At 38.2% G+C, this 26,573-nt stretch carries 24 protein-coding genes and 1 pseudogene; 20 read left to right on the top strand and 5 right to left on the bottom strand.

Annotation, left to right across the window (positions count from 1 at the left end; translation table 11 throughout):
* Nucleotides 1–242: 242 nt before the first annotated feature.
* On the top strand, nt 243–2,216 hold the full coding sequence (gene cpdB / locus BKK50_RS01790; protein WP_077414753.1) for a 2',3'-cyclic-nucleotide 2'-phosphodiesterase: 1,974 nt from the start codon (nt 243–245) through the stop codon (nt 2,214–2,216).
* Between the two features lie 73 nt (nt 2,217–2,289).
* On the opposite strand, the gene BKK50_RS01785 is transcribed toward cpdB, so the two are convergent.
* Together BKK50_RS01785 and ansB are read right to left on the bottom strand one after the other, a co-directional pair.
* Nucleotides 2,290–2,724: a hypothetical protein gene (locus BKK50_RS01785; RefSeq protein ID WP_077414751.1), complete on the bottom strand. Its 435-nt coding sequence runs from the start codon at nt 2,722–2,724 to the stop codon at nt 2,290–2,292.
* A gap of 197 nt (nt 2,725–2,921) precedes the next feature.
* Entirely contained in the window at nt 2,922–3,971 is a 1,050-nt protein-coding gene (gene ansB / locus BKK50_RS01780) for an L-asparaginase 2 (RefSeq protein WP_077414749.1), read from the bottom strand.
* A gap of 268 nt (nt 3,972–4,239) precedes the next feature.
* On the opposite strand from ansB, the gene argC reads away from it, so the two are divergent.
* The 15 genes and pseudogenes from argC to BKK50_RS01705 all read left to right on the top strand — a co-directional run bounded on the left by argC (nt 4,240) and on the right by BKK50_RS01705 (nt 20,850).
* Nucleotides 4,240–5,262, top strand: a complete 1,023-nt coding sequence (argC, locus tag BKK50_RS01775; protein ID WP_077414747.1) for an N-acetyl-gamma-glutamyl-phosphate reductase — start codon at nt 4,240–4,242, stop codon at nt 5,260–5,262.
* 15 nt (nt 5,263–5,277) lie between these two features.
* A complete protein-coding gene (gene argJ, locus BKK50_RS01770) occupies nt 5,278–6,477 on the top strand; it encodes a bifunctional glutamate N-acetyltransferase/amino-acid acetyltransferase ArgJ (RefSeq protein ID WP_077414745.1) in 1,200 nt (399 codons plus the stop codon).
* Nucleotides 6,478–6,489: 12 nt separating this feature from the next.
* Nucleotides 6,490–7,227, top strand: coding sequence for an acetylglutamate kinase (argB, locus tag BKK50_RS01765; RefSeq protein WP_077414743.1), 738 nt, complete (start codon nt 6,490–6,492; stop codon nt 7,225–7,227).
* Nucleotides 7,228–8,367, top strand: coding sequence for an acetylornithine transaminase (locus BKK50_RS01760; RefSeq protein WP_077414741.1), 1,140 nt, complete (start codon nt 7,228–7,230; stop codon nt 8,365–8,367).
* A gap of 151 nt (nt 8,368–8,518) precedes the next feature.
* Nucleotides 8,519–8,965: a rhodanese-like domain-containing protein gene (locus BKK50_RS01755; RefSeq protein WP_077414739.1), complete on the top strand. Its 447-nt coding sequence runs from the start codon at nt 8,519–8,521 to the stop codon at nt 8,963–8,965.
* A gap of 12 nt (nt 8,966–8,977) precedes the next feature.
* Nucleotides 8,978–9,490: a protein-export chaperone SecB gene (gene secB / locus BKK50_RS01750; RefSeq protein WP_077414737.1), complete on the top strand. Its 513-nt coding sequence runs from the start codon at nt 8,978–8,980 to the stop codon at nt 9,488–9,490.
* 55 nt (nt 9,491–9,545) lie between these two features.
* On the top strand, nt 9,546–10,550 hold the full coding sequence (gene gpsA, locus BKK50_RS01745) for an NAD(P)H-dependent glycerol-3-phosphate dehydrogenase (protein WP_077414735.1): 1,005 nt from the start codon (nt 9,546–9,548) through the stop codon (nt 10,548–10,550).
* Nucleotides 10,551–10,559: 9 nt separating this feature from the next.
* Nucleotides 10,560–11,357 (top strand): serine O-acetyltransferase, encoded by a 798-nt coding sequence (gene cysE / locus BKK50_RS01740; protein ID WP_077414733.1) that lies wholly within the window; start codon nt 10,560–10,562, stop codon nt 11,355–11,357.
* A gap of 365 nt (nt 11,358–11,722) precedes the next feature.
* Nucleotides 11,723–13,849 carry a calcium-binding protein gene (locus tag BKK50_RS01735; protein ID WP_077414731.1) on the top strand — a complete coding sequence of 709 codons (2,127 nt, stop codon included), beginning with the start codon at nt 11,723–11,725 and terminating at the stop codon, nt 13,847–13,849.
* Nucleotides 13,850–13,854: 5 nt separating this feature from the next.
* Entirely contained in the window at nt 13,855–14,496 is a 642-nt protein-coding gene (locus BKK50_RS01730; protein WP_077414729.1) for a hypothetical protein, read from the top strand.
* A 1-nt stretch (nt 14,497) separates the two neighbouring features.
* Nucleotides 14,498–15,142, top strand: coding sequence for a hypothetical protein (locus BKK50_RS01725; RefSeq protein ID WP_077414727.1), 645 nt, complete (start codon nt 14,498–14,500; stop codon nt 15,140–15,142).
* Nucleotides 15,143–15,798: 656 nt separating this feature from the next.
* The gene (locus BKK50_RS01720) at nt 15,799–16,440 is read left to right on the top strand and encodes a hypothetical protein (RefSeq protein ID WP_077414725.1); all 642 of its coding nucleotides are present in this window, start codon (nt 15,799–15,801) and stop codon (nt 16,438–16,440) included.
* Between the two features lie 2 nt (nt 16,441–16,442).
* Nucleotides 16,443–18,571, top strand: a pseudogene (locus BKK50_RS01715) (type I secretion system permease/ATPase).
* A gap of 1 nt (nt 18,572) precedes the next feature.
* Complete coding sequence (locus tag BKK50_RS01710) at nt 18,573–20,000, top strand: HlyD family type I secretion periplasmic adaptor subunit (protein ID WP_244149403.1); 1,428 nt, start codon at nt 18,573–18,575, stop codon at nt 19,998–20,000.
* Nucleotides 20,001–20,034: 34 nt separating this feature from the next.
* On the top strand, nt 20,035–20,850 hold the full coding sequence (locus BKK50_RS01705) for a shikimate 5-dehydrogenase (protein ID WP_077414723.1): 816 nt from the start codon (nt 20,035–20,037) through the stop codon (nt 20,848–20,850).
* 55 nt (nt 20,851–20,905) lie between these two features.
* Here the strand turns inward: BKK50_RS01705 and udp are convergent, their stop codons facing one another.
* Nucleotides 20,906–21,664 (bottom strand): uridine phosphorylase, encoded by a 759-nt coding sequence (gene udp, locus BKK50_RS01700; RefSeq protein WP_077414721.1) that lies wholly within the window; start codon nt 21,662–21,664, stop codon nt 20,906–20,908.
* A 52-nt stretch (nt 21,665–21,716) separates the two neighbouring features.
* A complete protein-coding gene (locus BKK50_RS01695) occupies nt 21,717–23,216 on the bottom strand; it encodes a helicase HerA-like C-terminal domain-containing protein (protein ID WP_077414719.1) in 1,500 nt (499 codons plus the stop codon).
* 120 nt (nt 23,217–23,336) lie between these two features.
* On the opposite strand from BKK50_RS01695, the gene BKK50_RS01690 reads away from it, so the two are divergent.
* The 4 genes from BKK50_RS01690 to dtd are packed head-to-tail and all read left to right on the top strand — an operon-like array spanning nt 23,337 to nt 25,738.
* Nucleotides 23,337–24,011 carry an MOSC domain-containing protein gene (locus tag BKK50_RS01690; RefSeq protein WP_077414717.1) on the top strand — a complete coding sequence of 225 codons (675 nt, stop codon included), beginning with the start codon at nt 23,337–23,339 and terminating at the stop codon, nt 24,009–24,011.
* Nucleotides 24,001–24,474, top strand: coding sequence for a YchJ family protein (locus tag BKK50_RS01685; RefSeq protein WP_077414715.1), 474 nt, complete (start codon nt 24,001–24,003; stop codon nt 24,472–24,474). The genes BKK50_RS01690 and BKK50_RS01685 overlap by 11 nt, the downstream gene beginning before the upstream one ends.
* Complete coding sequence (locus BKK50_RS01680) at nt 24,471–25,277, top strand: virulence factor BrkB family protein (protein ID WP_077414713.1); 807 nt, start codon at nt 24,471–24,473, stop codon at nt 25,275–25,277. The genes BKK50_RS01685 and BKK50_RS01680 overlap by 4 nt, the downstream gene beginning before the upstream one ends.
* Nucleotides 25,278–25,303: 26 nt before the next feature.
* Nucleotides 25,304–25,738: a D-aminoacyl-tRNA deacylase gene (dtd, locus tag BKK50_RS01675; protein ID WP_077414711.1), complete on the top strand. Its 435-nt coding sequence runs from the start codon at nt 25,304–25,306 to the stop codon at nt 25,736–25,738.
* Between the two features lie 59 nt (nt 25,739–25,797).
* On the opposite strand, the gene BKK50_RS01670 is transcribed toward dtd, so the two are convergent.
* A complete protein-coding gene (locus BKK50_RS01670; RefSeq protein ID WP_077414709.1) occupies nt 25,798–26,433 on the bottom strand; it encodes a tellurite resistance TerB family protein in 636 nt (211 codons plus the stop codon).
* Nucleotides 26,434–26,573: the final 140 nt, after the last annotated feature.

Genomic DNA, 26,573 nt, shown 5'->3' with positions numbered 1-26,573 from the left:
CTTTAAATAAACCATACAAAAAGAACTTTTAATTAATTAATATTTTTTTGATCTAGATTCAGAGCAATACTAATAAATAGTTATAGATAACAGGCGTTTTTGTCATAAATTCATTTCTTTTTTGATATAAAAAATTCAAAATTTTTACATTCCAAACAAAAAATATGACCGCACTTTCTTTCAAAAACAGGAGGTTTTTCTTAGAATATTGCTCAATTTCCCTCTCCAGTAAGGACATTTTCATGATAAACAGACGTCATTTTATTCAAATTGGTGCAAGCAGCATTCTTGCATTAGGCGCAAGCCGTTTCACCATGGCAAAAGGCAAACCAGACCTTGATTTACGCATTGTAGCGACTACGGATATTCATAGTTTTTTAACGGATTTTGATTACTACAAAGATGCCCCAACAGATAAATTCGGTTTTACCCGTGCGGCCAGTTTAATTCGTCAGGCCCGCACTGAGGTAAAAAATAGCGTATTAGTGGATAACGGTGATTTAATTCAAGGTAACCCCATTGCCGATTACCAAGCGGCACAAGGTTACAAAGAAGGTAAACCTAATCCGGCAATAGAATGCCTAAATGCGATGAATTATGATGTGGGTACATTGGGTAATCACGAATTTAACTATGGCTTAGATTATCTGGCGGATTCAATGAAACAGGCGACATTCCCGATTATCAATGCCAATGTGGTAAAAGCCGACAGTGATGAGCCTTATTTCACCCCTTATGTAATTCAAGAAAAAGTGGTGGTGGATAATCAAGGTAAAACCCATCAGCTAAAAATTGGTTATATCGGTTTTGTGCCGCCTCAAATTATGGTGTGGGACAAAGCCAATTTACAAGGCAAAGTGGAAGCCCGGGATATTGTTAAAACCGCACAAAAATATGTGCCTGAAATGAAACAAAAAGGGGCAGATATTGTGATTGCCTTGGCACACACAGGTCCATCGGACGAACCTTATAAAGAAGGGGCAGAAAATTCCGCATTCTATCTGGCAGATGTACCACATATTGATGCAGTGATTTTTGGCCATTCACACCGCTTATTCCCAAACAAAGAGTTCGCCAAATCACCAAATGCGGATATTGTGAAAGGTACAGTAAAAGGTGTGCCGGAAAGTATGGCGGGGTATTGGGCAAATAATATCAGTGTCGTGGATTTAGGCTTAACCGAGCATAATGGCAAATGGATTGTAACAGAAGGGCGTGCTGCACTTCGCCCGATTTTTGATGCTGAAAATAAAAAAGCCCTTGTTGAAAATGACCCAGAATTGACCGCACTTTTACAACCGGCTCACGAAGCAACCCGTAAATTTGTGTCGCAACCTATTGGGAAAGCCACCGACAATATGTATAGCTATTTAGCGTTGGTGCAAGATGACCCAACTATTCAAATTGTAAACCAAGCCCAAAAAGCCTATGTGGAAAAAGTCGCACCCAATGTGGCAGCAATGGCAGGATTACCGATTTTAAGTGCAGGTGCACCATTTAAAGCAGGGGGACGTAAAAACGACCCGACCGGTTACACCGAAGTGAATAAAGGTGAACTCACTTTCCGTAATGCGGCAGATCTCTATCTTTATCCAAACACCCTTGTGGTGGTGAAAGTCACGGGCGAACAGCTCAAAGAATGGCTTGAATGTAGTGCCGGTATGTTCAATCAAATCGACCCAACCGGTGATAAACCACAATCGTTGATAAATTGGGAAGGTTTCCGCACCTATAATTTTGATGTGATTGATGGGGTTAATTATGAATTCGATATCACCAGACCGGCCCGTTATGATGGCGAATGTAAACTCATTAATCCAAAATCGCACCGTGTAGTAAACCTCACTTATCAAGGCAAACCGGTTGATCCAAAAGCGGAATTTTTAATTGCCACCAACAATTATCGTGCTTACAGCAATAAATTCCCCGGCACGGGCGATCAACATATTGTCTATGCTTCACCGGATGAAAACCGCCAAATTCTGGCAGACTACATCAAAGCTACCAGTGAAAAAGAGGGCGCGGTGAATCCAAGTGCGGATAAAAACTGGCGTTTTGTGCCAATCAAAGGCAATGATAAATTAGACATTCGCTTTGAAACCTCGCCAACAGAGCAGGCAACACAATTTATCAAAGAAAAATCACTGTATCCAACCAAACAAGTTGGCACTGACGAAGTGGGCTTTGCGGTGTATCAGATTGATTTGTCGAAATAAAAAATAAGTGGGCGATTTGCCCACTTTTTTGCTATCAATATGTTCAAAAGAGCGGTCAATTTTCCTTTCGTTTTTAAACGCCTGCAAACCATCTATGCCATTTTCCTTTCACTTTAGTTGGATAGTTCACTTTTAATAAGCGGTAAAACTGTGTGAAATTGTCATTAAAAATCGTATCTTTCGGAATAAATTGATAATGGCGTTGCCCGTTTGGGGTGTGAATACGCATAAACCAGTATTTTCGGTTATTCACTGTTACACTCATTTTTTCCAAAGCGATCAAATCCTCAAATTGATAATGATGAACTAATTGCCCTGCACGGAAGATAAAAATCCCTTTTGAATTAAAATAATAACGCTCTGGGCTAAACACTTTCCCACAGCTAAAGGGAATGAGTTTTTCCCCTTCAAATTCTCTGTTATTTCGGGTTTGTAGAAAACGAATGAAAGGAACGAGAGTGAAAATGGCGAGAGTACCTAGTACAATAACAACAATGAGTATATCCATTGGATTTTGAGAAAATGATTAAAGTGGGAGGATTATAGCAAATTTCAATATCACCCCAATCCAAAATCAGTGTTCGTCCTCACTTTTTGTCACAATTTAAAGAACCAAGATCTGTATAGTACAGAACCCGGTTCTTAAATTCAGTAAGTCTAATTTTTTAGGTCAGATCATTTTCACAGCACTTTTCGCCTGCAAAATTAGAAATCTTCAAAGTATTGTTGAATAACTTTCGGATCCTTAGTTTGCGTTAAAGCAAGTTGTAATAGCACCCGTGCTTTTTGCGGATTCAGTGTACCGGAAGCAACAAAACCATATTGAGAATCATCCACCTCGGCATCACGGGTTGTATAACCCGTTGGCACACGGGAAGAACGCACCACAGACACGCCCTCTTTTACCGCTTTTTCTAAGCGTTCCAAGTGAGCGGCATTAACATTCCCATTCCCCACACCAGCCGTGACAATACCTTGATAACCCGCATCTAATAAGGCATTTAACGGTTCAATTGGTGCGTTAGAATAAGCATAAACAATGCCCACTTTTGGTAGGCTGTCTAATTTTTCCACATTAAATGGTGTGTTCACTGTATGCTTGCTTTCCGGTGAACGTTCATAATCCACCTTGCTATTATGAATATAACCTAACGCACCAAAATTTGGTGAATGGAAGGTTTGCACTGCTGTGGTACTGGTTTTCGTCACATCACGGGCACCAAGCACTTCATTATTCATCGCTACAAGTACACCGCGACCGGCAGATTTTTTATCGGTCGCCACCACAACTGCGTTATATAAATTTAACGGACCGTCTGCACTCTTTTCCGTGGCAGGACGCATCGCCCCCACAAGTACAACCGGTTTTTCACATTTTACCGTGAGATCTAAGAAATAGGCGGTTTCTTCCATCGTATCAGTACCGTGTGTGATCACAAAACCATCGGTATTTTTACATTGCGCATTGATTGCCTTCGCCAATTTTAACCAAACCTCATCATTCATATCTTGTGAACCGATTTTCACAATTTGTTCACCCTTGATATTGGCAATATTTTTCATTTCCGGTACTGCCTCAATCAAAGTATCAATATTAAGCTGTCCGGCTTTGTAGGCAGAATTGACCGCACTTTGTCCACTACCGGCAATCGTGCCGCCTGTCGCAAGAATCGTAATATTCAGTAATTCAGCCGCATTCACCGCAGAAACACTAAAACCTAGTAGTAAAGAGAACGCCAATTTGTTTAATTTCATAAAAAACTCCATAGGGATAATAAATTCCCTGCTATCTTCTAACTAAACCGATTAAGATGGAATGGCAAAAAGAGAAAAAGATGATCTTGATCATCAAAAATAATATTTTTTATCAGCCCCTCCAATCACCACTACATTTTATTTTTTCCAATAAATTGGTTCGACCAGCTAACATTTTTACGATATTTGGGTTGACATGCACGTTAAATTAATATATTTATTCTAAATAATTGCATAAATATGCAAAATAAATCTTATTGGAGTAAATATGAAAGTTGGCATTATCGGCATTACGGGTTATAGCGGCACGGTACTTTACACATTACTGGCACAACATCCGAAAGTCTCTCAAGTCATACTTTATGGCAGCACACAAGAAACGCAAATGCTCAGCGAGCGCATTCCCGCACTTGGGAAAAACGATATAATAATCAAACCATTTGATGTAAAAAATATTCAACAAGAAACGGATTGCCTATTCTGTGCCACCCCTTCGGGGGTCACAGGGAAGTTAATGCAACCCTTAATTGATAGCGCTTTCCCTGTCATTGATTTATCCGGCGATTTCCGCTTGAGAAGCGAACAGCTCTATGAAAATTGGTATCACCAAAAAGGGCGGCAATTATCACCTGCCCACAAAATCACCTATGCGTTGCCTGAATTTACCACAAACTATACTCCTTATATTGCCAATCCGGGTTGTTATGCCACTGCAACCTTATTAGGTCTAGCGCCCTTGGCAAAAGCCGGAATGGTTGAGGCAGGCTCCATTATTACGGATGCAAAATCCGGCGTATCCGGTGCGGGTAAAAATCCGACAACATCGACACATTTCCCCTTTATCAACGAAAATTTATGGGTTTACCGTTTAAATCAACATCAACATATTCCCGAAATCACCCAACAATTAAGTGATTGGGATGCAAGTTTGCAACAAATTCAATTTTCGACCACATTATTACCCATCACTCGTGGCATTATGGTGAATACTTATGCAAAACTTACCCAGCCGGTTACACAGTCAATCATCGAAAACATTTTTACACAATGTTATGCAGAAAAGCCCTTTGTGCGTTTTAGAGGCGCACAACTGCCCACCATTAAAGAGGTGGTCGGCTCCAATTTCTGCGATATCGGTGTGATGTGGAACCCTTCCACAAAAATCGTCACCATCGTCTCTGTGATCGACAATTTAATGAAAGGTGCAGCTGGGCAAGCGGTGCAAAACTTTAATTTATATTTTGGATTTGAGGAGACGGTCGGTTTACCGCAGTTTCCCTTATTCCCTTAAGTAATGGAGGAAAGCATGAACAAAACAAAATGGCAAGAACAAGCATTTTGCTGGCCAAAAGGTTACAGCAGCGATGCGGTACACGCAGGGTTGCGTTATAGCAAATTGGATTTAGGCTGGGTGGTGTCTGATGTGGTGGCGAATGCTGCCGGTGTTTATACCACCAATAAAATTTGTGCAGCACCGACGGTGATAACAAAAAATCTGGTTAAAAAAACACAACAATTGCAGGCTATTGTGGTGAACAGTGGGTTTGCTAACGCTTGCACCGGCGAACAAGGTGTGCAAGACGTGCTATCGGAACAACAATGGGTGGCAGAAAAATTAGGCATTTTGCCCGATCTTGTCGGCGTGGCGTCCACCGGCTTAATTGGCACGCCATTACCTATGGATAAAATGCAACAGGGCATTGCAAAGCTGGAAAAAACACAAAACGATTTCATCACCCAAGCGATCTTAACCACCGATACCAAAGCCAAAACCCTTTGCCTCCGTCTTGAGATTGACGGAAAACCCTGCACTCTCACCGGTTTTGCCAAGGGTTCCGGCATGATCCACCCAAATATGGCGACTATGTTAGCCTTCGTAGTAACAGATTGCGCTATTGAAGCCAAGACATTGCAATCTCTGCTTAGTGAATTAACGGAACAAACTTTCAATCAAATCACTGTTGATGGTGATACTTCCACCAATGATATGGTGCTATTAATGGCAAACGGGCAAGCCGGTCATCAGGAAATTACCGAACAAAGCCTCAATTACCCGCTCATTAAACAGGCTTATCAATTTATGCTCACCGAATTGGCAAAAATGATCGCACAAGACGGTGAAGGGGCAACAAAATTGATTGAAGTGAATGTGCAAGGCGCTAAAACCATAGAAGAAGCCAGAATTGCGGCGAAATCCATTGTGGGTTCAAGTTTAGTGAAAAGCGCTATCTTCGGTGCGGATCCAAATTGGGGGCGAATTGTGAGCGCTCTCGGCGCTTCACAAATTCATCTCGATCCAGCAACGGTTAGCGTCAATATCAACCAAATATCGGTGGTGAAAAAAGGTCAAGCCGCTAATTTTGACCCAAACGAGGTCAGCGAAGCCTTAAAAAGTGCGGTCATTTTTATTGATGTTTTTTTGCAGGTTGGCAACGCCCAAGGGCAAGCTTGGGGCTGCGATTTAACTTACGAATATGTGAATATTAATGCCTCTTATGCAACCTAATGAGGGGGAAAAATGAAAAATCTTATCGTCATCAAAATGGGTGGTAATGCCGGCGCGGAGCTTACTCCGATATTTTATCAACAGCTCAAGCAATGGCGGGCGGCGGGAAAAGCCGTTCTGTTGGTTCACGGTGGAGGCAATAAAATCTCCGAATATTGTGAAAAATTGCAATTACCTGTGATGAAAAAAGACGGTATCCGCATCACCGATGCTGCCACATTAGAAATCACCCAAATGGTGTTATTAGGCTTAATTCAACCGCAAATTTTGCAGCAGCTCGCATCCCATCAGATCTCGGCAATGGGGTTAAATACGATTACTAATGCGTCTATTCAAGGTGAGGAAATTGATCCTATCGCATTCGGTGCAGTGGGAAAAATAACCCATATTCACACCGCACTTTTTGAAACATTGTTACAAGACTATGTGGGCGTCGTTGCCCCCTTGGCACAAAACCAACAAGGTGGAAGATTAAATATTAATGGTGATAATGCCGCCGCTGAAATTGCGACATTATTGCAGGCTGAAGCCCTTTACTTGGTTACCGATGTTCCCGGTGTATTAAAAGAAGGACGGTTAATTTCAACCATAACCCCAACAACAGCCCAGCAATTACAAGCCGAAAATGTGATTGGTTGTGGAATGAAGCCTAAAATTAACGCCGCCTTTTATGCCCTCGAAAAGGGCGTACCTTATGTGAAAATTTGTTCAAATACATTCAATGAAGGCACGATATTTAAGGAAGATTAAATGAGTTTATTATTTAACACTTACAAGCGTTTCCCCTTTGAAATTATTCACGGAGAGGGAGTATATCTCACAGATAATCAAGGAAAACGCTATTTAGATTTAACCAGCGGGATTGGTGTGTGCAATCTCGGCTACAACCTAGAGCCCCTTAATCAGGCGGTAACCCAACAATTACACTGCATATGGCATACCTCCAATTTATATCATAGTTCACTTCAAGAGCAGGTGGCGAAAAAGCTCGTAAAAGACGAAGAACAATTGGTCTTTTTTTGTAATTCAGGGACGGAAGCCAATGAAGCCGCAATCAAATTAGCCCGAAAATATACCGGTAAACATAAACTTATGACATTTCATCATTCTTTTCATGGGCGAACAATGGGGGCGCTCTCTATCACGGGTAATGAGGCGATTAAAACCGGATTTGGTACATTATTAAATGATGTTGATTTTATTCATTACAATGAAATTTCCGCATTATCTGCGATTACTTCGGATTACGCCGCCGTCTTCGTGGAAGTCATCCAAGGTGAAGGAGGGGTAACGGTCGCTGATACCGAATGGTTAATCGCCTTAGAAAAACAATGCCAAACACAAGGCGTGTTACTGATTGTAGATGAAGTGCAAACCGGTATGGGGAGAACCGGGAAATTATTTGCCCATCAACATTACGATATTCAACCGGACATCATAACCCTCGCAAAAGGGCTGGCAAACGGTTTACCATGTGGTGCGGTCATCGCTAAGAAAAACCTTGGGGAAGCATTTCAATACGGCTCCCACGGCTCCACCTTTGGTGGCAATCCGATTGCGATGGCAGCGGCAAATCAAGTTCTCGATCATATGACACCGATATTACTTGAAGAAGTGCAAACCAAAGGAGAATGGCTGTTAAAAAAAATAGCGAAAGAATTGACCGCACTTTCTGTGGTAAAACGTGTTTCCGGTAAAGGTTTTATGCTGGGCATACAGTTAGCAGACCACGTTCCTGTCGAGGAGGTGCTAGGCAAACTCCACAAAAAAGAGATACTCGCCCTTTCTGCCCGAGGAAATACCTTACGCTTATTGCCACCGCTTATTATCTCAAAAGAAGCATTGGATAAAGCCATCACACACATTCATCAAATTTTAAGTGCATACTAATTCATAAAAAGATTGACACTTGCTGTCAATCTTCTGTTTTTTCCCACTTCCCTTTGTAAAACAAGAATTTTTTTGAAAGAAAACCAAAGTGCGGTTATACTTAAGCCCTCTTTCAGCCTAAATTTAACTTAACATTAATATTGAGATAACAATGCAAGAATTTCTGCCTGATGCAATTCAATTTGCACAAAAACATACTTTATTAACCGTTTCTTGGTTTACCATTTTCGCTGCGGTGATTTACACCTTTTTCAAATCTGCAACAGAAAAATTTAAAGTGATCGCCCACCCTGAGGTGATTCGTTTAATCAACAATGAAGATGCCATTGTGATCGATCTTCGTACTCTAGATGAATTCCAACGTGGTCATATCATTAACAGTATCCATTTACTCCCAAGCGATATCAAAAATGCCAATCTCGGTAAAATTGAACAACACAAAGAAAAACCTTTAGTTTTAGTGGATCTCAACGGCATATCTGCACCGGCATCCGCTGCATTACTCGTGAAACAAGGATTTGCGAAGGTTTATATCTTAAAAGAAGGGATTTCCGCTTGGATGGGGGCGAATTTACCTATCGTTAAAAAACACAAATAAGGAACAATGATTATGTCAGAACAAAACCAACAACCTGAAATGGCTGCGGAAGAATCACAAGCCGTATTACAAATTCAGCGTATTTACGTCAAAGATGTTTCTTTTGAAGCGCCTAATCTTCCCCATATTTTTCATCAAGAATGGAAACCAAAATTAGGTTTCGATTTAAGCACAGAAACCGTGCAATTAGGTGATGATTTATATGAAGTCACCTTAAATATCACCGTGGAAACGACTATGGAAGATTCCGGCGATCTTGCTTTTCTCTGTGAAGTGAAACAAGCCGGTGTATTCACCATTAGTGGTTTAGAAGAGGTGCAAATGGCACATTGCTTAACCTCACAATGTCCGAATATGCTGTTCCCTTATGCCCGTGAACTCGTTTCAAGTCTAGTGAATCGAGGCACATTCCCGGCATTAAATCTTTCTCCGGTGAACTTTGATGCCTTATTCATTGAATATATGAATCGTCAGCAAGAGGCGGAAAATACTCAAGCTGAAGAAAAGAAAGAAACGCAACATTAATTCTTAATAAAAAAGGGTAGGTTTAGGCTTGCCCTTTATTTTTTGGGGGGAAATTATGCAACCTCAATCACCCATTACTGTACTTGGTGCCGGCTCCTATGGTACGGCATTGGCAATCTCGTTCTCACGTAACGGCTCCCCGACCTATCTTTGGGGGCACAATCCTACACATATAGAGCAAATGCGGTTTGAACGTCAAAATCGCCGCTTCTTGTCTGATATCGTTTTTCCTGAAGAATTACACATAGAAGATGATTTGGCACAGGCACTCCACCGTTCACAAGACATTTTAATCGTAGTACCGAGCCACGCCTTTAATGAAATTCTCACCCAAATCCAACCGCACTTACAACCTCATCATCGCCTTATTTGGGCAACCAAAGGGTTAGAACGAAACACCGGACGGCTTTTACAAACTGTGGCGGAAGAACAACTGGGTACAAATTATCCCCTTGCTGTGCTTTCCGGCCCCACCTTTGCCAAAGAACTGGCGCAAGGCTTACCCACAGCTATTACCCTCGCTTCCAATAACGAACAATTTGCTCTTGAATTTCAGGCTCGCATTCATTGCAGCAAGCATTTTCGGGTGTATGTGAACACAGATATGATTGGGGTGCAGCTGGGGGGGGCAATTAAAAATGTTATTGCTATTGGTGCCGGTATTTCCGATGGAATGGGATTTGGCGCTAACGCACGCACGGCATTAATTACCCGGGGCATTGCAGAAATCAGCCGATTAGGGGCTTCCTTAGGGGCAAATCCCAACACCTTTATGGGAATGTCCGGTTTAGGGGATCTTGTCTTAACCTGTACCGACAATCAATCACGCAACCGCCGTTTTGGGCTGATGTTGGGTGAAGGTTTAACGGCACAAGCGGCAATGGAAAATATCGGGCAGATCGTGGAAGGTTTTTACAACACAAAAGAGGCTTATCTCCTCGCCCAACGACAAGGCGTGGAAATGCCCATTACAGAGCAAATTTATCAAATTCTCTTTTGCGGGAAAAATGCACAAGATGTTGTTCGCAGCTTACTTGGGCGTGAACGAAAAGGCGAATAAGGAGGAAAAATGACATTAGAAGTATGGCAACATATTCGTCAAGAGGCGAAAACATTAGCAGAGCACGAACCCATGCTTGCGAGCTTTTTTCATTCCACCATTTTAAAACACCAAAATCTGGGCAGTGCGTTAAGTTATTTGCTCGCCAATAAATTAGCCAATCCTATTATGCCGGCAATTTCTTTGCGTGAAATTATCGAAGAGGCCTATTTCGCCGAACCGGCGATTATTGATTATGCCGCTTGCGATATTAAAGCCGTACGCCAACGGGATCCTGCGGTAGAATTGTGGTCTACTCCCTTGCTTTATTTAAAAGGGTTTCACGCCATCCAAAGCTATCGAATCACCCACTATTTATGGCAACAAGATCGAAAAGCCCTCGCCCTCTATTTACAAAACCAAATTTCCGTAGCCTTTGATGTGGACATCCACCCGGCCGCCCAAATTGGGCATGGCATTATGTTCGATCACGCCACAGGTATCGTGGTTGGAGAAACCTCGGTGATTGAAAATGATGTGTCCATTTTACAGGGGGTGACCTTAGGCGGAACAGGCAAAGAATCCGGTGATCGTCATCCGAAGGTGCGAGAAGGCGTGATGATTGGTGCCGGTGCAAAAATCCTTGGCAATATTGAAGTGGGCAAATATGCCAAAATCGGTGCAAATTCTGTGGTGCTCCAACCCGTGCCGGAATACGCCACCGCTGCCGGGGTTCCTGCCCGAATTATTGGCAAAGACAAAGCCGCCAAACCGGCATTTGAAATGAACCAATATTTTATTGATGATGGAATGAATTTGAATATTTGAGTGAAAAGAGCCTTAACTTAATATGCTTAAGGCTCTAAATTTATTGTGACAAGAATCACAGTTTTATAAAAATTTAATTGATTTAATCAATAATAGATTTATAGTCAAGCCTTTAGATTTCAATTCTTTTCTCTATATTTCTATACAAAGATCCTTCTTTTCTTATTTTGTAGTACTCAGCTGGTTTTAGATTGTTGCCGAGTAAATAAAGCAACAATGGGATTATTGCTAATTTTTTGCAACAACAAAGGAAATCAGGAATACAAAATATGTCTGTAACTTATCTTATTAATAGATTTCCTGATAGGGATTAACCTTAATCATTTATCTAAATAGAGACTATCTCTAAATTGTAGGAGAAAAATATGGGTAGATTTGATTGTGACAAAGATACAACGTGCCTAGATACAATTGAGGTAACGGAACGTAGTGAGAATCATAACAATAGAAGTGATTCCGACAAATATAGTAACCGCGGTCAGAGAAATAAAACAATAAAATTTAAGGGTCTCACATTATCAACGAGAGATACATTTCAGTTCTGGACGGTATCTAAAAGGGGAAACACGTATATTGTTTATTCGGTTAAAGGAAAGAAATATCTCTTAGCTGAAGTGATAGAAGGAAGAACAATTATTTTTGATCAGCGGGATAACGATGGAATTATTTTCGGAGGCTATGATAGCAAAACCGGTGAACGTCGTATTTTTATTGGATTTGATGTTACAGATGAAGAATTTCTAAAAAATGATAACCCGAGTAGTGCAGTGAGAACGATGACTGTTCAAGAATTATTAAATTCTAACAATGGAAATTTGGATAGTTTAAAAGGGAATTTTCGGGTGGTAGAGGAACTCTCAAAAAAAGTAAAAAATACCCCATCAAATAACCAAAATTCAGATGTCCTTGGAAAAATTAAAGATACGATGAGTATTTCAGAAAGTACCCTTAAAGGTCTCATAGAGGATGAAAATAAATATAGAGAAGCCCTACAAAAAGCAGGCAAACTTTCTGAAGCTGAAGCATTAAGAACAGCTACCGAAATAAAAAATATTTTTTCCACAAGATTGGGATTAATTGGTAAAACACTCACTTACTCTGAATTTGTTGATGATCTTAAGAAAGGTTATGTTGAGGGTGATTGGTCAAAACTAGAGAAGTTTACAAGAGATGCCCTAGAGGGATTAATTGGGGCAAAAGCAGGAGAAATTATTTCTAAGTTATTTGTAATAAGTCTCAGCATGGTTTTTAATATATCCCCTCATCTTAGAATATTCAAGCTATTCTCTATTGGGACATCTATTTTTTCTGCTTATTTTGCAAATGAAGCGAATATCACTGAGTTGTTCACTGATAAAAGCCTATTTAATAAAGATGGAGAACTTTTTTCTTTGACTAAAGATCATTATTTATCAGCAAGTGGCAATATAAATCTACCGGAAAATATCAAAAATGCCCAATTATCAGGGAATAAAAATTCAAGGATTACCGGAAATCGTGACGATAATATCCTTAAAGGAAATAGTGGAAACAATGCGCTTTATGGTAATAATGGAAATGATACGTTATTTGGTGATTTAGGCAACGATAAACTTTTTGGGGGAGAGGGTAATGATATATTAGAAGGCGGAAAAGGTAATGATTATCTAGAAGGGGGAGAGGGGGATGATATTTATCAATTTAATTTTGATGATGGGAATGACACCATTATAGATAATAAAGGAAATGATAAAATTCTACTTGGAAAAGGAATAGAATTTGAAAAAACCTATTTTACATTAGAAAATAATAAACTTAAATTATCTTTCATTGATACTAATTCCTCAATTTCTATAGATCAAATTTTCAAAAAAATAGGATCATTAAAAATTAATAAAAATATTAGTATTAATTTTCATAATGGTAAGTCTTTAAATTATAATGATATTCTTAACATTATTAAAAATAAGAATAATCAGGTGAAAAATAGTATTAAGTATGAATTCTATGATAGAAAACTATTTTCTCCCCAAAAAAACACAACTCTTGTAGGAGGTAATGGAAAAGATTTTCTACAAGGAAATAGAGAAAATAATCGTCTTGAAGGAAAAGATGGTGATGATGTTTATTATTTCTCTGGATCAATTGGTAATGATGTTATTTATGATAATAATGGCAATGATAAAATTTATCTTGATGAATCTTTTTATGGAAAAGATATTCTCTTTACTAAAGAAAACTTGGATTTACGCCTTTCTTTTCCTCAAACTAATGAGAGTATTTTAATAAAAGATTTTAATAAACTAACAGTCCGAAAACGTGGTTTTGGTATAAAACGAAAATCTTTTTTCAATAAGTTAGAGACCTTACAAATAGGAAATGATGTGTCTATTGATATCAATCAATTAGTTAATAACATGTCTTTATTTGCTGTTAATGTAAATAATGACGTTATATATTTGTCAGATAATTTAGAACGTCTTAATAAATCAATCAATAGAATTTATTTGTAGAAGTTATGATAGATAAAAAATATCCTAGGATAGGATTTAATGATAAAGTTTTAAATTGCAACTTGATTTCAATGTTATTTATCTTGTTGTTTGTCATTATTTTTTTTAATAATTCACCGGAAACAGACTTCGAAATATTTTTATATGAGTTATTAATTAAAGATCGAGGTGTTTATTCTCAAATTTATCCATTTCCGTCTCAGATTATATCAAATTTAATCATGTGGCTGACGCCAATTTCGGCTTTATCCCTATCCCTAACTATTAAGTTTAATTATCTATCAGAACAGGAAATAATAAATTTAGGTGGTTTTGTAGAAAAAAATTTCTATAAAAATTTTTTCAATAATACTGTTATGATAGTTTCTATATTTGCAGCTATATTTATATGTTTATTTCCTATATACATATATTATGCTCCACTAGATAAGATAGCGATTAGAACAACATTTATTAGGGATTCTTTTGTAACAGTTATCTTTCTTCCCTATTTTTATTATATGAGTTCAATGCTGGTAATGAGTCTTTTCCTTAACCTTGTTTTTCATCCTATTACCTTTTTTAAATATCAATATAAGATCCCTTGGTATGGTAGAAAAGATAAGATTAGATCACTAGTGAAAAATAAACGAAAAAATGAGAAATAATATGGAAGATAAAAAATACCCAAGGGTAAATATTAATGAAAAGATGATAAAATATAACCTGATTGGTGCATTACTCCTATTTATATTTGTGGTTATTTTTTTTAATGATATACCTGAAACACATTTTGAAAAATTTTTAGATAGATTTTTAATCAAAGATAAAGGGATTTATTCTCAGATTTACCCATTTCAATCTCAGATTATATCAAATTTAATCATGTGGTTAACTCCTATTTCAGCTTTATCTCTGTCACTGGCTGTTAAATTTAATTATCTATCAGAAAAGGAAATAATAAACTTAGGAGGGATTATAGAGAAAAATTCTATAAAAATTTTTTTGATAAAAGTTATAATTCTATCTTTTATGTTAGCTGTTATTTTTATATGTTCATATCCTATTTATATAGATTATTCCCCATTAAATGAGGTAGCCATAAGAACAACATTTTTTAGGGATTCCTTTATAATGGTTATATTTCTTCCCTACCTTTTTTATATGTGTTCAATGTTGGTAATGAGTCTTTTCTTCACTATCATTTTTCATCCTATAAAATTTTTTAAGTATCAATATAAGCTCCCTTACACCTATGATAGAAAAGATAAGATTAGATTACTAATGAAAAATAAACGAAAAAATGAGAAATAATATGGAAGATAAAAAATACCCAAGGGTAAATATTAATGAAAAGATGATAAAATATAACCTGATTGGTGCATTACTCCTATTTATATTTGTGGTTATTTTTTTAATGATATACCTGAAACACATTTTGAAAAAATTTTAGATAGATTTTTAATCAAAGATAAAGGGGTTTATTCTCAGATTTACCCATTTCAATCTCAAATTATATCAAATTTATTAATGGTTTTTCCTATAATATCTGCTTTTTTTCTTGCAAAAAAAACTAAATTTTGTTACTTATCAGAAAAGTAGCTCAATGATTTAGGAATTACGATAGAAAAAATATTATTAAAATAATTTTAATAAAGATTGGTGGGGTTTTATCTTTATCACTTTCTATTTTTATGTGTATATTTTTTATTTATATTGATTACGCTCCTTTAGATGAAGTAGCAATAAAAACTTCATTTTTTAGAGATTCTTTAGCAACATTAATATTTCTACCTTATGTTTTTTATGGCTGTTCAACTTTATTAATGATGTTTACTATTATTTTATCCTATTAATTTTCTTAAATACCAATATAAATTTTCTTATAATAGAAAAGATAAAGTTAAATCATTAATAAAGAATAGATAAATATAATTATAGAACTAAATTAGATCAATATGAGGATTAAAATGAAAAAAGAAGAAACATACTATCAATCAAACTACAATGATAAATTTCTCACTTATAATCTGATTATTATTCTTTTATTATTCATTTTTGTTATAGTCTTCTTTAATGATTATCCAAAAACAAGTTTTGAGTTATTCATAGATAATATTTTAATTAAAGAACATTTGATTTTCTCTCAACGTTACCCTTTTCAATCTCAAATTATTTCAAATATAGTCATGATTTTTGCTCCCATATCCGGTTTTCTTCTCGCATTAACGCTTAAATATAAAACCATATCAAAGGAGGAGTTAATAGAATTAGGTGCTATTATAGAGACAAATAAATTCAAAATATTACTATTAAAATTTTTTGTAATGATAGGATTAGTTTTATTTATTGCTATGGTTATATTTTTAGTTTACATAGATTATACTCCATTAACTGAAGTTGCTCGTAGAAATACATTTATTCGGGATACAGCTATAACAGTAATATTTTTCCCATTTTTATATTATGGTCTCTTAATGGTTACCGTTGCATTCTTTCTTAATATCATAAGTAACCCCAAAAAGGTATGCACTTATCAATATCATTTTCCCTATGACAGAAAAGATAAAATCAGATTATTAATGAAAAATAAACGAAAAAATGAGAAATAATAATGGAAGATAATCAAAATTTTGATCCTGCATTGAGGGGATTAATTCTTTTAGCGCAATATCACGATATTGCAGCAACGGAAGAAAGTATTAAATATCAATTTGATATTGAAGGGAAAGGTTTAACCCAAACAGCTTGGTTATTGGCGGCAAAATCTTTAGGGCTAAAAGTGCGGTTACTTTCTAAGCCAATTTCTCGTTTACCTTATTGTCATTTACCTGTTTTAGTGTGGGATAACACCGAGGGAAAACATTTTATTCTTGCCCGCATAGACGAACAACATCATCGTTACTTAATTCAAGATTTAACCTTACCGGAACCCACAATATTATCCGAGCAAGAATTTAAACAGCGTTATCGTGGTGAAATTATTGCGATTACCTCTCGAGCCTCTGTTCTCGGACAGCTTGCTAAATTTGATTTTACTTGGTTTATTCCTGCCGTAATTAAATATCGCCGAATTTTATTAGAAGTGATCGGCATTTCGCTTGTTTTACAATTTCTTGCTTTAATTACACCGCTCTTTTTTCAGGTTGTGATGGATAAGGTATTGGTTCATCAAGGGTTTAATACTTTAAATGTCGTCACTTTCGCTCTTGTTGTTACCGTGTTTTTTGAAATTATTTTAGGCGGTTTACGGACTTATATTTTCTCCCATACGACCAGCCGGATTGATGTAGAACTTGGCGCAAGATTATTTCGACATTTATTAAAACTCCCTTTGGCTTATTTTGAAACCCGTAGAGTTGGCGATACCATAGCAAGAATACGTGAGCTAGAACAAATTCGTTATTTTCTTACCGGGCAAGCATTAACCTCCGTTTTAGATTTATGCTTTTCTTTTTTATTCTTTTCGGTTATGTGGTTTTATAGTAAATGGCTCACTTTAGTCGTTTTACTTTCTTTACCTTGTTATATTATTTGGTCTATTTTTATTACGCCTATTTTACGTAAACGCCTTGATACCAAATTTGCCCGCAATGCTGATAATCAAGCATTTTTAGTGGAATCCGTTACGGCAATTAATATGATTAAATCAATGGCTGTTTCACCACAAATGATTGATCGTTGGGACAAACAATTAGCCGCCTATATTCACGCCGGGTTTAAAGTTACTAAAATTGCAGTCATAGGACAACAAGGCGTTCAATTTATTCAAAAAATGGTGATGGTCATTAATTTGTGGCTGGGGCTCACTTTGTGATAAGCGGTGATTTAAGCATAGGACAACTTATTGCGTTTAATATGCTTGCTGGACAAGTCGCAATGCCGGTTATTCGCCTTGCACAATTATGGCAAGATTTTCAACAAGTGGGAATTTCGGTAGAGCGTTTAGGTGATATTTTAAATACGCCAACTGAAAAATCAAAAAACAATCTTTCTTTACCGAAAATTAAAGGTAATATTCTTTTTGAGCAAGTCTCATTTCGTTATCAATTACAGGGAAATACAATCATTGATGATTTATCTTTTTCTATTACTGAAGGTCAAATTATTGGTATTGTAGGGCGTTCAGGTTCAGGGAAAAGCACCATTGCTAAATTAATTCAACGCTTATATATACCAACCAGAGGGAAAATCAAAATTGATGAGCAAGATTTAACTTTACTTGAGCCTAATTGGTTACGTAAACAAATTGGCGTAGTATTACAAGACAATATTTTATTAAATCGAAGTATTCGAGATAATATTGCGATTAGTGTCCCCGGGATAACGATTGAAAAAGTGATTTATGCAGCAAAACTTGCCGGGGCTCATGATTTTATCTGTGAGTTAGATAATGGCTATGACACTATTGTTGGGGAACAAGGAACGGGATTATCGGGTGGGCAGCGCCAGAGGATTGCGATTGCCCGAGCCTTAATTACAAATCCTAAGATTTTAATTTTTGATGAAGCAACCAGCGCTTTGGATTATGAATCCGAACGAGTCATTATGACAAATATGCGACAAATTTGCCGAAATAGAACTGTCATCATCATTGCCCACCGCCTCTCTACCGTCCAAATTGCCGATAAAATTCTCGTATTAGAAAAAGGAAAACAAATAGAATTTGGTTCACATAAAGAATTACTCAATAATCCTCAAGGTTTATATCATTATTTATATCACTTGCAATTAGGTCATTAAAATGATGAAAACTTATTTTCAGGCAATATTAAGTTTTTTGCATCATTATATTCACCATTTTTGCGAAGTTTGGAAAATTCGTAAGAGTTTAGATACGCCTGTTCGTGAAGAAAATGAATATGATTTCTTGCCTGCCCATTTGGAATTAATGGAAAAACCGGTTTCTGTGTTACCCCGCAGATCAAGCCATTTGATTATGCTATTTATTTTAATAGCCTGTATTTGGGCTATTTTCGGTAAGGTGGATATTGTTTCTACTGTCACCGGAAAAATCGCTTATAGTGGAAATAGTAAAATTATTCAACCCATTGAAAATGCTATTGTTGAGAATATTTATGTTAATGATGGACAATTAGTTGAAAAAGGTGAATTGTTGTTAGAACTAACCTCATTAGGTGCAAAAGAAGAATTACAAAAAGCAAATCAAGCATTAAATAGTGCTAAATTAGCTAAAGCTCGAGCGGAGGCGTTATTAAATTCCATTTACTCTAATACACCACCCTATTTACAAATTGATGATGAATCAATATCTTCTGTTGAGCTACAACAATCGCAGCAATTAATCTTAACTCAATTTAATACTTACCTTCTTCAGCAACAAAAAGCAGCGGCATTACTAGAGCAAAAACAAGCCGAATATGTCACAATAAAAATGCAAATTAACAAATATCACTCTTTACAAAAGCTAGAAAAAGAAAAAACGAATGACCTCGCTAAATTATTAAAATCAAATGCCATTTCTAAACATCAATATTTAGAACAAAAAGCAAAGTTTCTTGATATCAATAACGAGATTTTAACATTAGAAAGTAAATTAAATGAAATTAATGCAGGAATTCAACAAGCAAAAGATGAAAAAGAACTTTTAACAAATACCTTTACCAAAGATACTCAAGACTCTCTAAGACAAGCGAACGAACAAATTAGGCAACTTATTTTTGAAAAAGAAAAATATACTGAGCGTCAAAAAACAACACAAATTAAAGCCCCTGTTACAGGCTCAATCCAACAATTAGCCGTGCATACCATTGGTGGTGTTGTGACTACCGCTCAACCTCTGATGGTGGTTGTCCCAAGGCGGGATAAATTAGAGGTAAAAGCGATAATCGCCAATCAGGATATTGGGTTTATTCGTCAAGGACAGGAAGTCACAATAAAGATAGAAACATTTCCTTATACTCGCTACGGTTATTTAACAGGGAAAGTAAAATCTCTTAGTTTTGATGCGATTGAAACTGAAAAGACAGGACTTACTTTTGCGACAATTATTGAGCTGGACAAAGATTACTTAATTATAGAAAATCATCGGGTCAATCTAACTGCCGGTATGATAGTGAGTGCTGAAATTAAAACAGGTAGACGTTCTGTCATCAGTTATTTACTAAGTCCTTTGCAATCTACTTTTTCAGAGAGCTTTACCGAGCGTTAACACTATTTTGGAAAATTAATCAGGAAAATAAAAAATGATCAATAAAGATACCCAACTTTGTATGTCCCTTTCCGGCAGACCGGGAAATTTTGGTACAAAATTTCACAATTATTTGTATGAAAAACTGGGATTAAACTTCATTTATAAGGCTTTTACTACGCAGGATATCGAACACGCCGTGAAAGGCGTGCGTGCTCTAGGTATTCGGGGGTGTGCGGTATCTATGCCCTTCAAAGAAAGCTGTATACCGTTTTTAGATGAAATTCACCCATCTGCCCAAGCCATTGAATCGGTCAATACCATTGTCAATGACAATGGCTTTTTGCGTGCTTATAACACCGATTACATTGCGATTGTAAAATTAATTGAGAAATATCAACTAGATAAAAACCGTTCGGTGATTGTGCAAGGCAGCGGAGGAATGGCAAAAGCGGTTGTCGCTGCCTTTAAAAATAGCGGTTTTGATGATTTAAAAGTCTATGCCCGAAATGAAAAAACAGGTCAATATTTGGCCGCACTTTATGGCTATGGCTATATCAATAGCTTGGAAAATCAGCAGGCTGAGATTTTAGTCAATGTCACCCCAATTGGTATGAAAGGGGGAAAAGAAGAAGCCGATCTCGCCTTTCCGAAATCGATGATTGATGCGGCAAATGTTGCCTTTGATGTGGTAGCGATCCCTGCAGAAACCCCATTTATTCAATATGCGGAAAGCCAAGACAAACAAATTATTTCCGGTGCAGAAGTGATTGTTTTACAGGCGGTGGAGCAATTTGAACTCTACACCCACCAACGCCCAAGCGATGAATTAATCAATGAGGCCGCCGCTTTTGCGAGAGCGAATAGTTAAAAGTGCGGTTAAAAATAAAGGCGTTTTGAAATTCCAAAACGCCTTTTTTGTTCGACTAAGCTAATAGTTTTCTCACCCCTTCCACGACCACGGAAATGGCTTTTTCTTCACTGGCTTTTATGGTGGCTTCATTTGGGATTTCTTGTTGTGTGCGGTTGACAATTACCCCTGAAACCATACCGGCGCGTAATCCTAATGCATTACACATGGTAAATAATGTAGCGGATTCCATCTCGAAATTCATTACATTGAGATCTTGCCATTGTTTGAGCAATCCTTGGTAATCACGGTAGACTTTTCCGCTGTAAGTGTCATAACGCTCTTGGCCCGGATAGAAAGTATCGGAGGAAGCGGTGATCCCCACAAACGGTTCAGCCCCTTTCTCTTTTGCCGCATTAACCAGTGCGGTGGTACATTCAAAATCAGCTACTGCCGGATATTCCAATGGGGCAAAATGGCGGCTTGCGCCATCTAAACGCACAGCGCCTGTGGTAACAAGAATATCGCCTACATTAATATGCGGTTGAATTGCACCCGTTGTGCCAATACGAATAAATGTACGCACACCAAGTTGGGCTAATTCTTCCACACAAATGGAAACGGAAGGCCCACCAATCCCTGTCGAACAAACCACCACCGGCTGACCGTTGAGATAACCCAACCAAGAGGTAAACTCTCGGGTGCTGGTGAGAAATTCAGGATTATCAAGGTGTTTGGCAATACGCTCGCTGCGTGCGGGATCACCCGGGACAATAGCAATGGTTGCCCCTTTTAATTGGGCTTTGGTGAGGTTTAAATGAAATACGTCTGACATAATTATCTCCTTATTTTAAATTTGGCGGTAAAAATGGCCGCACTTTGGTTTATTATTTTTTCAATGCACCCAAAATACCACGCATAATTTGTTTCGTAACCTGATTACGAATATTACGCCCTACGGATTTCGCCACGCTATTGATGATTTGTTCTGTTGGGCTAAGTTTTTCCCCTCGTTTTTGAGAGCCAAAAATCATACGGCTGAGGCTGCCTAAAATGCCGTTTTCTTCTTCCTGTTGTGCTTGTTCCGCTTGTTTTTGTTGAACCGCCGCAAGGTCGGCTTGTGCATTTAATACTTCAAAGGCTGATTCATTATCCACATAATCTTTATAGAAAGAATAAAGCTCATCATCTTTCACCCATGCGTAACGTTCTTCGGCAGAAAGCGGTGAAAGTTGGCTTTTCGGCGGGTAAATATAAGCTATTTCAACAGGGGTTGGCATTCCTTTTTCATCTAAGAAAGAAACCAATGCTTGCCCCACACCAAGGGTTGAAATCGTTTCCACCACATTCACTGCAGGATTGGCACGGAAGGTTTCAGCAGCAGATTTAACGGCTTTTTGATCTCGTGGAGTAAAGGCTCGTAAGGCATGTTGCACACGGTTTCCTAATTGCCCTAAAACCGTATCCGGCAAATCCAACGGGTTTTGGGTGACAAAATAAATCCCCACCCCTTTGGAGCGAATTAAGCGAACCACCTGTTCCACTTTTTCCACCAATACTGCCGGCGCACCGTCAAATAACAAATGTGCCTCATCAAAAAACATGACAAATTTCGGTTTATCGGGATCACCCACTTCCGGCAATTGTTCGAACAGTTCAGACATCAACCAGAGTAAGAACGCACTATACATTCTTGGTGAATTAATCAATTTTTCGGAATTAAGAACATTGATGACCCCTCGCCCATCACGGGTTTGTAGCCAATCTTCAAGATTGAGCGCCGGTTCGCCGAATAAGTTGCTTGCCCCCTCATTTTCAAGGGTGAGCAAAGCACGCTGAATAGCCCCCACGCTCGCCGCAGAAACATTGCCGTATTCCACTTGGAAAGTTTTGGCATTTTCCGCCACATATTTCAGCATTGCACGAAGATCTTTTAAATCAATAAGTAAAAGGCCTTTATCATCGGCCACTCTAAACACTAAGTTGAGCAATCCCTCTTGCGTGGCATTGAGGTTTAGCAAACGAGAAAGTAACAACGGTCCCATTTCAGAAATGGTGGTGCGTAGCGGAATCCCGGTTTCGCCAAATACATCCCAGAAAGAAACCGGATAACCGTTTAAATAGTGTTCACCGCCTAAATCAAATTGTTCAATACGTTCGGCAATTTTACCGCTCAATTGCCCCGCTTTAACCAAACCTGAGAGATCACCTTTGACATCCACTAAAAAAACCGGCACACCATCATCACTAAATGCCTCCGCAATTTTGCGTAGGGTGACGGTTTTCCCCGTCCCTGTCGCACCGGCAATTAATCCGTGTCGATTTGCCATTTTTGCCGTAATACCCAGTGTTTTTCCCTGCTCTGTTCGGGCGAGATCATATTGCATAAATGTTCCTTTTTATTGTGTATTGATTGAACAAGATAATAAGGAAAAAACAAAGTGCGGTCAAAATTTAAGTGATTTTACGGTATAATTTTGTGCGTTTTTATAAAAAGGGGAAAGGAAATGTCAAAAGCCAAAATTCTGGTGATTAAAATCGGGAAAGTCGAATTACTAACTTTCGCTGACGGTTCAACCTATGAAAGTGCCATCCGCAAACAGCCGGTGCCTTCAGTCAAAATCCATAAACTTGGTGCATACGGTAACGATGTGGGATTAAAAAAGCACCATGGCGGTGTGGATAAAGCCTTATTTTTTATGTCTGAAACGTCATTTTCAGCCTTGAATGATTTATTAGGTGAGGATTTTTCTTATCAGGGCACCGCTATATACGGCGAAAACTTTGTCGTATCCGGATTTGATGAAGATTCCGTTTGTGTGGGGGATCGCTTTAAAATCGGTTCAACCCTTTTGGAAGTATCCCAACCACGCAAACCCTGCGAGCGTTTATCAAAAAACACCCATAACCCCGAAACCCAAAAAACAATTTATCATTCAGGCTGGAGCGGTTGGTATGTACGGGTCATCGAAGAAGGGGAGATCGCACAAGGTGATGAATTAATATTACAACACAGACCTTATTCATCTCTCACCATTCGCCATTTAAATCAGTTATTATCCGGCAAACCGACAAGGGAAGAATTAGAACAAGCGTTAGCCATTGAACAATTAGCAGCGGCATTTAAACGTTCGTTAAACTCACAATTAAGTAAAATCAGGACCTTTCAAAATGACCGATAAAATGACCGCACTTTGCCCCTGTCAATCTGACAAAAATTATGCAAATTGTTGTGGAGTATTTCATCATCACCAAGCCTTACCGGAAACCGCAGAACAACTGATGCGTTCACGTTATTGTGCCTATGTATTGAAAAACATTCCCTATATTGTGGAAACCACTGTGCCCAATCAACAACCCCACTTAAATGTTCAAGCCTTACAAAATTGGGCTGATAACACACAATGGCTTGGTCTACAAATTCTAAAAACAGAACCCCTCACAAAAAGCCACAGTGCGGTGGAGTTTAATGCCCTTTTTCAAGGCAAGGAGGGAGAGCAATCCCACCAAGAGCGGTCTATTTTTGTCAATATTGGTGGGCGTTGGTATTTTATTGATCCCACCGTGCCTTTACCGACAATGAAACAGCCTTGTGTTTGTGGTTCGGGTAAAAAATTTAAACATTGCTGTGGAGCGTGGTTATGACAGATTTCACTTTCTTTAAACAATTTTGGCGGCGCTTTAATGAAAATAAATTAACGCAGGCAGCAGGCTCGCTCACTTACAGCACAATGTTGGCCATTGTGCCGTTAATTATGGTGATTTTTTCTATTTTTTCCGCCTTTCCTGTATTTAACGAGGTCACCGGAGCATTAAAAGAATTTATTTTCACCAATTTCGCCCCTTCTGCCGGTGATGTGGTAGGTCAATATATTGATGAATTTGTGAACAACTCTAAGCAAATGAGTGCGGTGGGTATTGTGAGTTTAATTGCCGTGGCGTTAATGTTGATCAATTCCATTGATCGCACCTTAAACGGCATTTGGCAAGATAGCAGCTCACGCCCGATTTTTACCTCCTTTGCGATTTATTGGCTAATTTTAACTTTAGGGCCTTTGCTTATCGGTACAAGCATTGCCGCCAGTGCCTATATAAAAACGGTGTTTGAAACCTCAGAACATCTCTCATTTGGGTTAAAACTGCTTAGTTTTGTGCCTTTTCTTTCTACTTGGTTTATTTTCACCGTGCTTTATATGGTCGTACCCAATAAGAAAGTTAGTATCAAACATTCTGCCGCCGGTGCACTCATTGCTGCGGTATTTTTCACTTTGGGAAAACAAGCCTTTACTTGGTATATCGTGACCTTTCCCTCTTATCAATTGATTTACGGTGCAATGGCAACCCTACCGATTATGTTGCTCTGGATCCAACTAAGCTGGACAGTGGTATTAATTGGGGCTCAACTTGCCGCCGTATTAGAAGAAATCAAACAACAAAAGTGCGGTTAAAAAATCAAATAAATGAAGGAAATACCATGATTGCATTAATACAACGTGTGACACAGGCTCGTGTAGAGGTAAACGGTGAAACCATCGGGCAAATCGGCAAAGGATTATTAGTATTGCTCGGCGTGGAAAAAGAGGATGACCGCGCGAAAGCGGATAAACTTGCCGAAAAAGTGTTAAATTACCGAATTTTTAGCGATGAAAACGACAAAATGAATTTGAATGTTCAGCAAGCGGGGGGAGCATTGTTGGTGGTATCCCAATTTACCTTAGCGGCAGATACGCAAAAAGGCTTACGCCCCAGTTTTTCTAAAGGGGCGGATCCTGCCTTAGCGAATGAACTTTACGAGTATTTCTCGCAAAAATGTGCTGAAAAAATTCCAGTAGAAAACGGGCGTTTTGCTGCGGATATGCAAGTCAGCCTCACCAATGACGGCCCGGTCACCTTTTGGTTAAAGGTATAATGGGAAAGCCCTATAAAAGTGTGGTCAAAAATAAGGGGATTTTTCATCCCCTTTCACATTTAAAAACCGGCTTGTTTTTCCAATTGTTCCACCAGCGCCTCATCTAATCCTAGCGCTTCTGCTAAGTTCGCCAGAAAAACAATTTCTTTGCGGGATAATTCTTTGCTCACTAAACGGGCGGCAAGATAAACATTTGCAGCCAATGCCGTATCATTCCCCACTTGGCGGGCAATTTCCGCAATGCTTATCGGATTTGCCATTTCTTGTTCAACCCATTGTGCTAATTCTGCATTATCACCAATTTCATTAGCAATGGTTTGTTTTTCCTCTGCGGTAATTTCACCATCGGCAGCGGCTGCAGCGATCATCGTGCGTAAAATCAAGGCACTTGCATCCTGTTGGGATGTGGAATTTAATACATCAAATTCATTGGCGGACATCATCGGTTGCGCCTGTTGGGATTTTTGATAATTTTGGTACGCTTGATAAGCAAGATTGCCCAACACAGCCAGTGATCCTAATTTTGCCAAACTCGCCCCACCGGAACGCCCTAAAATCATCGATAAAATCCCTGTGATTGCCGCACCAGTGCCCACTTTGGTGATGTTATCCAATGTTGAATTACCCGTTTGCAAATTGCTCGCTGAGTTTTTAGCGATGTTAACAACTTGATTTAAAATTTGATTAAAATCCATAAATTGTTCCTTTTTGTTTGTTAGAAAAACCTTTTCATAGACCGATTTTTTATAAAAAAATTCCGGTATTATGTAGCAAATGTACAAAACAGAAATTTTAACCAAAACGTAGGGACACACTGCGTGTGTCCGTTATAAAA

Origin of the sequence: Rodentibacter rarus (assembly GCF_001998965.1) — a bacterium.
Taxonomy (GTDB): domain Bacteria; phylum Pseudomonadota; class Gammaproteobacteria; order Enterobacterales; family Pasteurellaceae; genus Rodentibacter; species Rodentibacter rarus.
The sequence above is the reverse complement of the archived record's forward strand: the minus strand, read 5'-3'. Positions and strand labels throughout refer to the sequence as shown.